Source organism: Sulfuricurvum sp. (assembly GCF_028713855.1).
GTDB lineage: Bacteria > Campylobacterota > Campylobacteria > Campylobacterales > Sulfurimonadaceae > Sulfuricurvum.
This window is the reverse complement of the sequence record NZ_JAQTNN010000015.1, coordinates 1-13452: the sequence shown is the minus strand read 5'-3', so window position 1 is coordinate 13452 and position 13452 is coordinate 1. Positions and strand designations below refer to the sequence as shown.

Sequence of the window (13452 nt, the reverse complement as noted above, 5' to 3'; positions counted from 1 at the left end):
ATAACGATTAATGTTCATCCATGGGATTTATCGTCTCTATGACATCTAATCCGAAACCGCTAAGCCCTGCAAAATCAGACACTTTTGATTCCGCAATAAGACGCATATGTTTCACCCCTAAAGATTTGAGAATTTGAGCACCTATACCGTATTCCTTCATATTCACCTGCTGATGATGCGGTTTGTTGATAAAGAGCAATACACCGCTATTATGTTTGAGATAATGGATCGAATCAATCAGATGAGCGTATTTGCTTTGATTAAGCAGTAAGTCGATATCCGGAACAACATTATGAACTTTAACATTCGCTGTCTCTCCCGCTTTATAGAAAACCACAGCCGTATGACGATTATCCTGATGATCGGCAAACTCGTATTTTTTAACGTGAACACCGAAAAACTCGATCTCCTCTTCTGACACTGCTTTAACCAAAGTCTCATTCGCGAGACGAAACTCAACGATGTCTGAGATATACACCGTTTTAAGGTTATGTTTTACAGCAAAGACATCCAAATCATCCCGACGTGCCATTGTTCCGTCTTCTTTCATGATTTCACAAATGACCGCAGATTCAGCTAGTCCGGAAAGTCGGCACAAGTCGACAGAGCCTTCCGTATGCCCGATTCGAACCAGAGTTCCTCCTTCTTTTGCGATCAGAGGAAAAATATGCCCTGGAGCGACCAATTCAGAAGAATGCGAAAGAGGATTGGCCAGAATTTTGATGGTCATGTCCCGCTCTGCCGTTGAAATCCCCGTAGTCGCTGCTGTAGCGTCCACTGAGATCGTAAATGCTGTTTCATGCATCGAAGTATTCGATTTCACCATCGGCTCAAGACTAAGGCGTTTAGCGATACTTGGATTGATAGCGACACAAATCAGTCCCTTTGCATGAGTAGCCATGAAATTAACATGATCCGGGGTTGAAAAAACAGAAGCGTAAACAAGGTCTCCCTCGTTTTCACGATCCTCATCATCGACCATAATTACCATTCGCCCTTTTTTAAACTCTTCGATAGCATCCAAGACCCGTTGCACTGCTGACATAAAAACTCTTTTGTGTAATATTTGGACTAATTATAAAGTAAAAGGGTTAAAAAACTATCACAATAAAAAAAATGCTCTTTTTTAACGCCGTTATTATCGAAGCACTTGACAAATTTGTTAAAAGTGTCTATAATTTCGGCCTCACAACACAATGTTGGGGTATAGGCAAATGGTATGCCAACAGTTTTTGGTACTGTAGATTGTAGGTTCGAGTCCTACTACCCCATCCACTTTTATACCGCGGAATAGAGCAGTCCGGTAGCTCGTCGGGCTCATAACCCGAAGGTCGTAGGTTCAAATCCTGCTTCCGCAACCAATCTAGACTTTAGACTTCTACCCTATAAAATATAGATAATAGAAACCCACTTTTTTTACCGCGGAATAGAGCAGTCCGGTAGCTCGTCGGGCTCATAACCCGAAGGTCGTAGGTTCAAATCCTGCTTCCGCAACCAATCACTAATTTATCTCTTATGTTATACTTCTTAATATGAATGAACTTCCAATGATAACTCCTTATATACTTTACATTCTTAGATGCAATGATGGAACTCTCTATACCGGAATCACCAATAATCTGGACAAAAGGATACTAGAGCATAATACCTCTGATAAAGGGGCAAAATATACTCGATATCGTCGTCCTGTGATACTGGTATATCAAGAGGCATGCATGGATAAAAGCACTGCCCTCAAACGTGAGCTTGTAATCAAAAAAATGAGCCGTCAACAGAAAAATGACTTATTAAGTCTTTCTCCTTAGGTGAGACCGTATCTCTGTTTTCATTTTGTTCTTAAAACAGTGTACAATCTCTTATTAAACTTCAACTATTACCATTAATCATTAAAGAAAAGGGTTTTTATGGCGCTATCACTACAGCAAAAAAACACTATCAAAGAGTCTAGCCTGCTTTACCGTTCTGAGATCAACCAAATCAACACTTGGGTCTATAATGAGCCTGATGATGATCGATGTGAAAAGCTCTATCTTCTCCGTGCCCTCTCCACCATCGAGCATACGAATCGTATCGGATTGTTAAATGATGATGAAATCTCTGAAACAGATCTTGAACTCGTGGCACAGGAAGTAAACCGTTATTTCCCGGAAAAAGATGATGCTGAGCTTTTCGATGACATTGCAATCTTGGAAGATGATATCAAAGATCGCTTTTTCGATAACCCAGCCAAAGAGAAACAAGCCCTTTTAAGCGAACTCGGACTGAGTTTTTAAATTCTAGGATACCCAATATGACTGTAATAACTGACGAAAATAATCATAACGTTTGCGTAGAATACCCTCGTGGAAGAACGTACGGGGAGTGCGTTTATGATGAGATCATGAGTATCCAGATGATAGAGGGAAAGTTTATTAGTACCTTGCATATCAAAGACAAACCTAAACGGATGAAACGCTCGGATGCCCTAACCTATTACACCCAGAAATTACGAGATGTCTGGGGTAATCATCCACTCAATGACAGTAATCCGCTATGAAAACGCTCATTCTGATCCGTCATGCAAAATCTGATTGGAGCAATCCCTTTTTACATGATTTTGACAGAGAATTGAATGCACGAGGTTTGTATGATGCTCCGTTGATGGGGACATCATTATCTCAAAAACATATTCATCCCGATTTAATCCTCTCCAGTCCGGCACAACGAGCCAAAACTACCGCTATGGAAATCGCCCGAAAACTCTCCTACCCGGAAGATACTATCACCTATAACGCATCCCTATATGACAGCGATATTGAAACCATCTTCGAAGTGATACGAGCTGTTTCAGACACATGCGAAACTCTCATGGTGTTTGGACACAATCCTGAGTTTACCGAGTGTGTCAATGCACTGTGTGGTGCAGATATAGAAAATATCCCCACCTGCGGCGCTGTAGCAATGCAGTTAAAAGAAGCCAACTGGAAAACTATCGGATTTGATGCAGCAGAATTACTCTTTTTTGATACACCGAAACAACACCGATAACGACTTTATATATTGTATTATGCTTTTTCATTAGAAATCACTTAATATTTACATGATAATATTTCCATGTATTACCCTTTTCTTCTTCAATCTTCATCGAATAGAAAAAATTGTTATTATCTTGCCAAAATTCATCAGTAAAGTAACAGCCAACATCATTTGAAAAATTATAAAAAGTTTTATAATTCCTATTTTGACTGATCATTATATGATTTCCATAACATTCCATCCCATTATATGCACCTGTAATGATATATTTACTATTTGGAGAAATATATGTATCTTCGGGACTGCCCATTTCTATATTTCCAGTGTTCAAATCAAATCCATAATCAGCCGGATATTCACCTTCTACAGATAAATAGTTTTCATTTGGATAGTAGGCTACAAACCAAATTGGATCATCGGGATTTGCTTTTGTTATTATTTTTCCTGCTTTAGTTGAAATTTTTATAATCATTCTCTGTGAATCATTTGGTACATCTAACATTTTTTTTGGTATACCAAGTTTAACCATTCCAGCCAATAGCTTTTTAGCAATATTTATGTCTGTTACTTTATAAATACTTTTTGGAGAATGTTTAGTACTTTTATAAGCTTGCAGATAAATCGATTTTGAAATTTCATTAATCCTCACATCTTTACTATTTTTAGCATGAAGCATAACTCCAGAAAAAAGTAAAAGAATGATTAAAGCTAAATATTGATTCATATTTTATTTTCCGCTATTTGATTTTTTCAAAGTGATAATGTCCGACTTGTAGGTTGAACCAACTTTCATGTAAAGTCCGCCGTCTTTTTCAAATAAAGTGGGAGTTATTGGAAGATATTTTTGTTGATTTAGTAGTTTTTTTGGAGTATAGCGCTCATCATCGAAGTTATCTCTGTAGAGTTTTTTAGCGGTATTATTCGATATGTCAATGACTAAAACTCCAGTTCCACTACCTGCATCTTCACCTTCCCATTCATCTTCAATAATAATGTATTCGTTATTTTTTGTATTGTTACATATTGATGCCTCAGTATGAATCAATGTTCCGGTATTTTTTAACGTCAAAGTATTTAATCTTATATTATTATTTTTAATTATATAAGATGTGTCTACCATAGTTCTATCATCTGGCTGTATTAAATAGTTTTTATACACAAAATATGTATTCATAGGTGGATCATAATCTTGTACTCTTTTATGCAATTCCATCTTATTGCAAGTCAAAAACTCACTATTAGCAGGCAGCTTTTCAGAAGCCGCATTAACTATTGAACTTACAAATAATGCTATAAAAACAGCAATTTCAAAACATTTCATCAGATTTCCTTTCTTATCTTAGTGTACTTGGATCGCCCTGTCTTTTTTTAGCAACCTCTTTTTGTGATGCACTTTCATCTGATGTTAATTCAGCAGGCAGCTTGTACTTCATATAAAAACCGGGATTAGCCCTATTATTTGAACCTTTTTTCAAATTGTTACTGCTTCTAATTTCAAAATGCAAATGTGGATCGGCACTTGTATCATATCCGCTTGTCCCCGTTTTTCCAATTTTATCACCAGCTTTTACTTCAACTTTTTCTCCACGTTCAAAAGCTTTTTTGATGGCTTCATCCACTTCTAAAAGATGAGCATAGAAAAAGTATAAATCACCGTTTTCAGTAAATTCAGACTCTTTTTCCATTTCACCTTGTTTCTTATAGGGCAAAGAATAAGCTTTTTTTTGACTTCTTACAAATGCAGGACATTTTGCTTTTAAAAGAATATATTTGCCATAACTAACTTTTTGTGGTGGCTTTGGTTGCATATCTCCAATTGATATGGTTCCATCTACACAAGCATATACTAATGTCTTTGGCATTGCTAATAAATCGACACCCCCATGCATTTTCCCCTTTCTACCCGTACCAAACACATTCCAATACGGAGCTTTACCCCCACCTTTTGTATAATTCGCCAACTGCGGATCTTTAATAGGATCAAACCATTTCTGATCTTTGCACTTTTCATCCACAATCGGCTTGACATCCCCTTTTATTTTTGTTCCATCACCTTTATTGGTTTGAGCTGTCTTTGATGTCGTTTGTGCCGTCTTAAGTTTATTGGTTTGCGTGTTTGTTTTCCCCTGTGGTAGGGTCGAGTTAGGAGCAACGGTTTTAGATAGAGAAGTATCAGGAACGATACCGTTAAACGGATTGCCATCAGAGTGTCCACGGTTAATAGAAGCTAATTGTGCCAATGCGCCTGCCATGTTTGCTAGCAACCCGCTCGGATCCACAAAGTTCACCGGATCATTCCCGACATATCTATAGAAGTTCGTATCCCCACCTGCAAATCCTATCGGGTCAGGGGTAATAAATCTGCCGATGGTGGGATCATAGTATCGTGCTCGGTAGTAGTACAGATCATCGGTGTCTGCTTCTCGTCCTGTGTAGCCGTAGGGGTTATAGGTCTCTAGGGTTTTGGTGTGCTGGGTGATGTTTCCGAAAGCGTCATAGCTGTAGCTCTCGATGCTCTTTCCCTCTTTATTTGTTAGAGAGAGAATCGAGTTTTGGTAATCACGTACTGCAATATTTAAAGTCTCCATAATTTAAATGAGTACTCTTCAATTTGCCCTTTATTACCATTATGTGTGCCATCTATGCCAATCAATACATTTTTTTCATCTTGACTGAAAATCACAGAACTAATCCGTCCTTCATAATGCATTTTCTGTAATATTTGATTTGTTTTCATAAAATGTAATTCTAAAATTTGATTGACTTCATCTACTACAGCTATATATTTTTGATTTTGACTTATGGAATAAATATATGTATCAGAATGTTTTCTAGTTGTTTTTCCATTTTTTTTATTTATCTGTAGTAATTTACTACTTCCAGCCAATACTGACTTTCCATCTTTTTCGCATACTGCATAATGAATATAATCATCTTGAAAAGGGTTTATTTTATTATTCCATATAAACTTTTTTGAATGATAGTCATATATAGACAAATGGGTATCATTGTAAAATAAATACGTGTTTGCATCACAAACTTTCATACTTGTAATCAAGTAGCTACTATCTGTTTGATACTGAACTTTATCACTTTGGATATCCCAAAAATTGATAGCAAACTCATCCTTCGTTTCAACTGAGTAGAGAATATTCCCATGAAAATCAAAAGCTGCTGTGGAAATTTCTCTGCCTTTAATTGATTTAATTAATGCACCAGTTGAAATATCCCACAATTTGATGGAGGTTTTTTCTGCAATCATTAGATAACTTTTATTATTGTAAATATCTATAGAAACAATTTCCCATTTATTCTTTGTATCGATTGGGAATTTGCGTAAACATTTTAATTCTTTTGTATCCCACATTTCAACGAAATTACCATTTCGAAAATAAAAATACTTACTATCTGAACTAAATAGCTCTTTATGCAATTCATTTCGTATTGTAAAACTATAGATATTACTACTTTCAGATGCTAAAATTATCGAAGTAAATAGTAAAAATATCAAAAAAATTAGAACTTTTTTCATGGTATTTCATCCGTCATCACCAATACAAATTTTTTCCCATTCCAAAATAAATAAGTATCAATACCAGCTCCCGTAGGAAGTATGATTCCTTCTTTAGTTTTTATAGTTTTCGGTAAAAAATCAGATAGTTTTTTTGCAGAAAAAAATTGGATTTTAAATGGGTATACCGAGCCAATTGTCTCTTGATAGTTACTATAATGTTCAACTACTACCTGCACTTTATTGCCTGTAATAATCAAAATTGCATTTCTCTTTTTACCGTTATACACTATCTTTGAATTCGTGAATGGATCATATACATTAGCTTTTGTAAAGTTACTATCCAAAACAATCTTCCCTAAAACAACGGTACTTTTTAGATTTATGTCTTCTACATAACCTTGATCGATAGAAGCAATATTGACAATATTCACCCCAATATTTTGAAGTGCCTGTTGTTCACTAGAATTTAATACCAATTCTTTTGCCATTAACTGAGTTATAGCTAGAAAAAAGATTATCGCGATACCTTTAAACATTTTTATTCTCCCTTTGGTAAGTTTGTAGATGATTGATCTAAAAATGCAGTAGGATTGATCAAATCCTCTCTCCTCAAATAAGGTGGATTTGATACATTTGTGAATTCACCTGTTGCTGTTCCTGTATACATTTCTAAGTGTAACATAGACATAACCGTTCCATCAGCAAAAACGAGTCTTCCAACATAACCAATATGCTGTCCTTGTTTTACTGTAGAACCAATTGATAAACCAGATGCAATTCCATGAGCATCAGGTTTTACTTCTCCATATCGAACAATAAAATCACCATGATCAATAGTAATTTGCCATGTGCCTGTATAAAAAAATCTATGTGCAATTATTTTACCATCTGACATAGCATAAATTTTCGTTCCTGCTGGAGCATACAAATCACAGCCAGCATGCTTTCTGGCGCCATTAGAACGATTTGATCCAAAACTTCTCATTCCAATCTTATAACTTTCTGATGGAATATGATCAAATGGGAACATTAACCCTCTCTTTTTCACCTTCAACGCTTCTCCATTCCCTTGTAAACAATTCATCTGCTTGTTTTTGGCAGATGGACAGCTGACGTTGAGCCATAAATGATCGAATTTATTAGGAGTAAACTTCTCCTGCCACAATTCCAAACTCGGTGATGTATCGGTTGGTGATGACTTTCTATCTTTTTTCGGACGTAGCTCCACTTCGATAGCTGCGTAAGTCCCTTGTGAAGTTTCAGTCACTTCGGTGAGTTCTGCTCCGTCTTTCAGTACGATGAGTTCTTTACCTGCTGTTGTCAGCATCGGTGATTTCTCATAGATTTTAAAGGTAACGTTTTGTCCTGCTGGGCATCCTCCTAAGGTTGCTACCAAAGTTACCTTTTCTCCAATAGATGCTTCGGTGATACGTAGAGACACTTCTTGTTTTTTGTAAAGTTTGAACGTGATTTTCTCCCCTGCATTGTAGCTATCTTTTGTTAATGCCTCTTCGATAGAAGCTTTGGTAGGGTATTTATCTCCGTAGGCACTTTTGACTTTCTCGTAGATAACTTTAGCAATTTGTTTTTTATGTGTGCCGCTTGTATTGTTATTATGTTCAAATACATAATTTGCGGTTCCGTCAACTACTTCTTGTTTGGTACGTTTAGCAAAATAGGCATTCGTAATCATGCAGTCTTTGGATGCTGTTCCGATAATTTTGCCTCCATCTCCTTTATTGACGGTTGCAGATTTATTAGGATTCGGAGAAAAGAAATTTCGTATTGCGTTATTGAAACTTTCAAAGCTACTCGATAGTGTATTTTGAGAAGAGTTTTGAGGATACCCGGTTCCTAGCAACCCACTCGGATCCACAAAGTTCACCGGATCATTCCCGACATATCTATAGAAGTTCGTATCTCCTCCTGCAAAGCCTATCGGGTCAGGGGTGATAAAGCGTCCTAGGGTTGGGTCATAGTATCGTGCTCGGTAGTAGTAGAGATCATCGGTGTCTGCTTCTCGTCCTGTGTAGCCGTAGGGGTTATAGGTCTCTAGGGTTTTGGTGTGCTGGGTGATGTTTCCGAAAGCGTCATAGCTGTAACTTTCTACGATTTCTCTCTCTTTGTTGGTTAGAGCGATTATAGAATTCTGATGATCTCTGTGGTAGTAGCAGGTATGGATAAGTGATTGTTCGTAAAGGTAATGTTCATCCGGATCGAGTTTTTCCATTTCCCAGGTACTGAGGGTGGGTTTATCGTAACGGCTGATGGAGAGCGGTGTGTCTATCCCCTCTTCGTGTAACAGTGTCGCCAACAGCTCATTGGTGTCGTTATCGTAAATCGCTACGATGTTATCTCCTGCGTAGAGGTAACGGTGGTGATAGGTCTCTTTTGAACTTTTATAGTGTTTACTGAGTCTTCGTCCTAATGGATCATAGATGAAAAAGATCGAAACGAGAACCTCTTGATGCAATCCGTCGTAACGGATATAGGCTCCGAGGTATCCTTCGATATTGTAGGTGTATTCGGTGATGGTGCTCGGTGTTTTTTTCTCTATCAGTCGTCCGAGGGTATCGTATTGGTAGGTTTCATCACCTCGTTGCATTAGGCGGTTGGTGATGGGGTCTATAAGACTCTGTTCATCATCGATACGGTTTCCGCTGATATCGTAGAGATAGGCGTTCTCCCCTGCTCTGATCAGTCGACACAGCTCATCGTAGGTATATGCGGTATCGTTACGGACGGTGATCATCGAGCTTTTATCGTAGGTGTAAGTTAGCTCAGTATCGGGGAGTTTTTTCTCGATGAGTCTGCCCAATGGATCGAAGGTGCTTTTCTCAGCGGTTTGGTTCGGGTAGCTGATGGAAGCGAGACGGTTTCCATAGAGGTAGCTTAGTTTATACGATTCGAGGGCTTTTTGTATTTCACTGAGGTTTCCGCTCTCATCACGTTTGAGCATATAGTGAGCGTTTGCGTATCCGATAAAGCGTCGGGTTCCATCAGCGTTATAGGCATACGAAACACTGTCGTCTCCTAAACGTTCCAATACGATATTGGCATTGACGTCATAGACGTATTCTACCACCGTTGTGCCGTCGTCTACACTTAGGATGTTGCCTAGGGTGTCGTAGGTGGTGCGGGTTGTCTTATCGCCAATGGTTCGTGAGATTAGGCGTCTCATTTTATCGTAATCCATTCGAATGTTTTTACCATCTTCAAGGGTCATCGATGTTCGCAGCCCTCGCTCATACGTAAAGGTACGACTTTCACCGTTTGGGAGGATCTCGCGAGCCAAAAATCCGTTCTCATCATAAGCATAACGGGTTGTGTTTCCAAGTGCATCGGTAAGTGCACTGTATCGCCCTGCTTTGTCATAATAGAGACGTATCGTATTTTTGGCGTTATCCGAGATTACAATGAGGCGGGAAAGTTTATCGTATTCGAATCTTGTGATTCGCTCCATCGGATCGATAATGGTGGTCATGTTGCCCAGTTCATCATACACGTATTGGGTGACTCCGCCCAAGGCGTCACTGACACGGATATGCTGTCCAAAATCATTATAAGCATATGAATACATACTTCCTGAACGATCGGTTTCGGAGACCATGTTGCCTCGATCATCGTAGGCATACATCTCTTTTGATTTGTCGTGATACGTGACACTAAGGAGGTTATAGCGCTCATCGAATGTCCGGGCGGTAATTTTATCCCACCGTGTCATTGATGTGTAATTCGGGTTGTTTCGATCATAGATATAGAGTGTCTCACGTTTATCTGCGCTGACTTCGCGAATCAAACGATGACGTTCGTCAAATACCTTACTATAGCTATTCCCACCCTGATCGACAGTGACGGAGGTACCGTCGTTAAACTCTTCGCGCGTTGTGGAGCCATCGGGATACGTAATAGCCCGAATTACACCCCAATCATCTAAACCGTAAAATGTTTGGTACCCTACTTCACACCCCAGGGTGGTATCTCTGGCTTCGCCATTCACCTTCTCGGTCTTTACCACCCGGTTCTTCTCATAGCGGTACGTGTAGCTTATTCCCCCTTCGCGGTAACTCAATACACATCCTGTCGTATCGTAACCCACTTCGAGAATCGTAATATTGCTCGGATCGATGATACGTTCCAGTAAATGAGGCTTTTGAACACCGTAACGATGATAGGTTACACCAGCCAGAGGATCGATGACCTCTATGAGATTATAGTGTTTATCATACGTATAGTTCCATGTACGATTGGTATGATCAACAATACGAGAAACGTGACCGTTGCGGTTATACTCAAATGTCAATGATGCGGAGGCGGAGGTCATCCGAACCAGTTTTCCGTTCGCTTCGCGGACAAAATTTAGAGTATTGCCGTTTAGGTCTTTAATCTCCAAAAGATGAGTGTTAACATAAAGTTCACTGCGAGGTTCATTATAGTATTCGAGTAAAAAGGTTTGAGCGCTGAGCAAAGTGAGTTTGGCACCCAATGCGTCGGTATCGATAAATCCTTTGTCGCTGTAAGAAAAACGGAACACCTGATCATCTCTGAACGTGAGACTGAGAGTATGCGGATCGGTTCGTATCAGTCTCGTTTCATAACTGCATTGCCATCCATTACCAAATATTCCAATACGAGCATCACCGATATAAATACGCTGAAGATGAAATCCGATCGGTGCGATAAACGTCGCGTCACTGACACGATAAAGCAGTTTCCCGCTTTTGAGGAGGACGGGTGAGCCTGTGCGTGCGCCTAAGGTTCCCGTTCCTGAATTATTTGTGGGTTTATTTTTGGCATAGGGCATTGCAATCGGCTCAGGTTGGGTATCTCCCTCGATTTTCCCTTCATCGGTAATATGCGCCGCGCTCCCGCTCTCGGAAGTGGTCACTTTACCGACGGTGTTTTTGTTTTGCATATACTGCACGTCGCCGACACGCACTACTGCTTTACCGTTTACAAATACACTCGGACTTGCCTCTATGGGATCGGATTGAGCTCCGACGGTTCCGGATTTGACACCACCCTTACTCCCTTTTTCATCTCCGGTGACTTTGGTACTGTGGGAAGTTTTTACATAAACGGGATCGCCATTAAAAAAGACATTCGGAGATACGGCATCTGCACCACTCAAATCCTGCTGTACGTCATAAGGGACATCCGGTGTGGAATCGCCACGGGGGGTTTTATTAACACTCGGAGAGGAACTTACGACTTTGTATTTGCTGTTTTTTCGTGCTCCGAAATTTTTAGCCATGATTTTCCTCTTGTTTGAATGAAATTTCTACTTTTTGGATCTCTTCTTCGATCAGATAACGGCTCCGCCATGTTACATATACTGAGCGTTTTTCGGGGTCTTCATCTTCGATATCGATAATCACCGTATCGATATTCATCGATTTTTCTATCGATCCCGTATTCATTACGAAACGTGCTATCAACGAGTATCCGGGCAGGTTAAAGGTAATGTTCGCATGCTCTCGCGTAAGATTAATCATTCGAAATTTCGCTGTTGATTGAAGATACCCTGGGTAAATAAGATCAGGATGGGCAGCTTGGTTAAAGGCCTCGTTATAATCTTGCGGCAAATTGGGGTGATGTGTCGCTAGCCATTCCTCATCGTATCGACCCGCATGTGCGAGTCGTATGTTCGTCACTCGATCGATTGCACCAAATCCCTGCGGCACATAGCGATGATACGGTTTACCCTCATCAATCGGATCATCAATAGCCTCTATTTGCGGAGCCATCTGTATTTTCAAAGAGTGTTTTTTTTCCAGTAATCCTCTTCCGGCTATGTTATCATCGTAAGAGAGTACACGCGTCCCCTCTTCATCGATAATTTCACCGCCGTACGCATACGCATACCGAATAGGCACTTGTAAACATTCACTAGGTTCATCAAGCTTCCAACCGATAAATCCACGCCGCCAAAAACGCTCACCGCACACCTGCAAGGTTTTATGAAGAATCGCTCTATCTTCTACATCCGCTATTTCCACCGAACATTGCCATCGTTGGCTTGGCTGATTATCGGGCGCAAAACTATGGGCATTGACAATAATATCGGTGTTCTTTTTGTAGGCTATATAATCGGATGGATAACGTAATTCTCGATCATCATCCTCATAATAGATATCACGTCCAAACAACTCACCCTGCTCCGGATCGATACGTAAATGGGTACCTGCATGATCCATAACGATTTTAAATTTAACACGACATACGACACTTATATAGGGTGTATTATTCTGATCCAGAGTTTCCCATGCCAGTGCCGGAAATGGAGTGTGATTTTTCAAACTCATATTAGTTAATATCCACCAATTTGCTTTTCATATCAACATGTTCACTGCCCACTATCGATATTTTTTTTCCCTGAATCATAATAGTTCCATCGTCATTCATAATCATACTGCTTGCTCCGACTTGCACTTCGTATCGTTTCCCGACTATCGTATATTTCATCACTCCCACTTGCTCCGTACTACTAATCCCCACCGTTTCATTCTTACTAGCCCCAACGGATACCTGATACCCTGCACCTATGGTTAGGGCTTTTGCTATGTCTATGGTTTCTGTTTTGCTTTTGTTGACTCTCTCAGTTCGGTAGCCGTGGATAGTAACGTCTTCGTTGTTGTCGACTGTTTCACTTCTATCGTGTTGGATATGTTCGGTTGCGTCATGGAGGACTAAGAGGCTGTAATCTTTTTGGGCTCGGATGTTGAGTTGTTCGTTGGAGTTAGCGTCTTCGAAGAGTATTTCGTTGTACCCTTCGGTATCGGTGTATTGTGGGGTGGTTTGGGTTTTGATGTAGGATTGGGTTTTGGTGTTGGGTAGATCGTAGGGGATGGTGTTCTCACCGTTATGGAGCATTCCGATAATGATGGGTCTATCGATATTACCGTTAAGGTAACTGATGATGA

Annotated in this window: 12 protein-coding genes, 3 tRNA genes and 1 pseudogene; 7 read left to right on the top strand and 9 right to left on the bottom strand. The window is 39.7% G+C overall.

The features are described 5' to 3' along the window. Positions 1 to 7: 7 nt before the first annotated feature. Positions 8 to 1045, bottom strand: coding sequence for a bifunctional 3,4-dihydroxy-2-butanone 4-phosphate synthase/GTP cyclohydrolase II (locus PHI47_RS12195; protein ID WP_299937815.1), 1038 nt, complete (start codon positions 1043 to 1045; stop codon positions 8 to 10). Between the two features lie 155 nt (positions 1046 to 1200). Here PHI47_RS12195 and PHI47_RS12190 point away from each other — a divergent pair. From PHI47_RS12190 to PHI47_RS12160, 7 genes are all read left to right on the top strand, one after another. Further along, positions 1201 to 1275, top strand: a tRNA-Gln gene (locus PHI47_RS12190). A 9-nt stretch (positions 1276 to 1284) separates the two neighbouring features. After that, positions 1285 to 1361 (top strand) — tRNA-Met (locus PHI47_RS12185). 59 nt (positions 1362 to 1420) lie between these two features. Beyond that, positions 1421 to 1497: transfer RNA gene (locus PHI47_RS12180), tRNA-Met, on the top strand. 35 nt (positions 1498 to 1532) lie between these two features. After that, positions 1533 to 1805, top strand: coding sequence for a GIY-YIG nuclease family protein (locus PHI47_RS12175; protein WP_366882966.1), 273 nt, complete (start codon positions 1533 to 1535; stop codon positions 1803 to 1805). A 99-nt stretch (positions 1806 to 1904) separates the two neighbouring features. Next, entirely contained in the window at positions 1905 to 2273 is a 369-nt protein-coding gene (locus tag PHI47_RS12170) for a hypothetical protein (protein ID WP_299937813.1), read from the top strand. 17 nt (positions 2274 to 2290) lie between these two features. Beyond that, positions 2291 to 2536 carry a hypothetical protein gene (locus PHI47_RS12165; protein ID WP_299937811.1) on the top strand — a complete coding sequence of 82 codons (246 nt, stop codon included), beginning with the start codon at positions 2291 to 2293 and terminating at the stop codon, positions 2534 to 2536. Further along, positions 2533 to 3027: a histidine phosphatase family protein gene (locus tag PHI47_RS12160; RefSeq protein WP_299937808.1), complete on the top strand. Its 495-nt coding sequence runs from the start codon at positions 2533 to 2535 to the stop codon at positions 3025 to 3027. Before PHI47_RS12165 ends, PHI47_RS12160 begins: the two co-directional genes overlap by 4 nt. Positions 3028 to 3064: 37 nt before the next feature. Here PHI47_RS12160 and PHI47_RS12155 read toward each other — a convergent pair whose 3' ends face one another. From PHI47_RS12155 to PHI47_RS12120, 8 genes and pseudogenes are all read right to left on the bottom strand, one after another. Beyond that, complete coding sequence (locus PHI47_RS12155) at positions 3065 to 3739, bottom strand: hypothetical protein (protein ID WP_299937805.1); 675 nt, start codon at positions 3737 to 3739, stop codon at positions 3065 to 3067. A 3-nt stretch (positions 3740 to 3742) separates the two neighbouring features. Next, positions 3743 to 4336, bottom strand: coding sequence for a hypothetical protein (locus PHI47_RS12150; protein WP_299937802.1), 594 nt, complete (start codon positions 4334 to 4336; stop codon positions 3743 to 3745). Positions 4337 to 4349: 13 nt separating this feature from the next. After that, positions 4350 to 5603, bottom strand: a complete 1254-nt coding sequence (locus PHI47_RS12145) for an RHS repeat-associated core domain-containing protein (RefSeq protein WP_299937800.1) — start codon at positions 5601 to 5603, stop codon at positions 4350 to 4352. Beyond that, a complete protein-coding gene (locus PHI47_RS12140; RefSeq protein WP_299937798.1) occupies positions 5591 to 6547 on the bottom strand; it encodes a hypothetical protein in 957 nt (318 codons plus the stop codon). Before PHI47_RS12140 ends, PHI47_RS12145 begins: the two co-directional genes overlap by 13 nt. Next, complete coding sequence (locus tag PHI47_RS12135) at positions 6544 to 7017, bottom strand: hypothetical protein (protein WP_299937796.1); 474 nt, start codon at positions 7015 to 7017, stop codon at positions 6544 to 6546. The genes PHI47_RS12140 and PHI47_RS12135 overlap by 4 nt, the downstream gene beginning before the upstream one ends. A 50-nt stretch (positions 7018 to 7067) precedes the next feature. Continuing rightward, positions 7068 to 11783 carry an RHS repeat-associated core domain-containing protein gene (locus tag PHI47_RS12130; RefSeq protein ID WP_299937793.1) on the bottom strand — a complete coding sequence of 1572 codons (4716 nt, stop codon included), beginning with the start codon at positions 11781 to 11783 and terminating at the stop codon, positions 7068 to 7070. After that, positions 11776 to 12834, bottom strand: a complete 1059-nt coding sequence (locus PHI47_RS12125) for a DUF2169 domain-containing protein (protein WP_299937791.1) — start codon at positions 12832 to 12834, stop codon at positions 11776 to 11778. Before PHI47_RS12125 ends, PHI47_RS12130 begins: the two co-directional genes overlap by 8 nt. Position 12835: 1 nt before the next feature. Continuing rightward, positions 12836 to 13452, bottom strand: a pseudogene (locus tag PHI47_RS12120) (hypothetical protein); the annotation flags it as partial.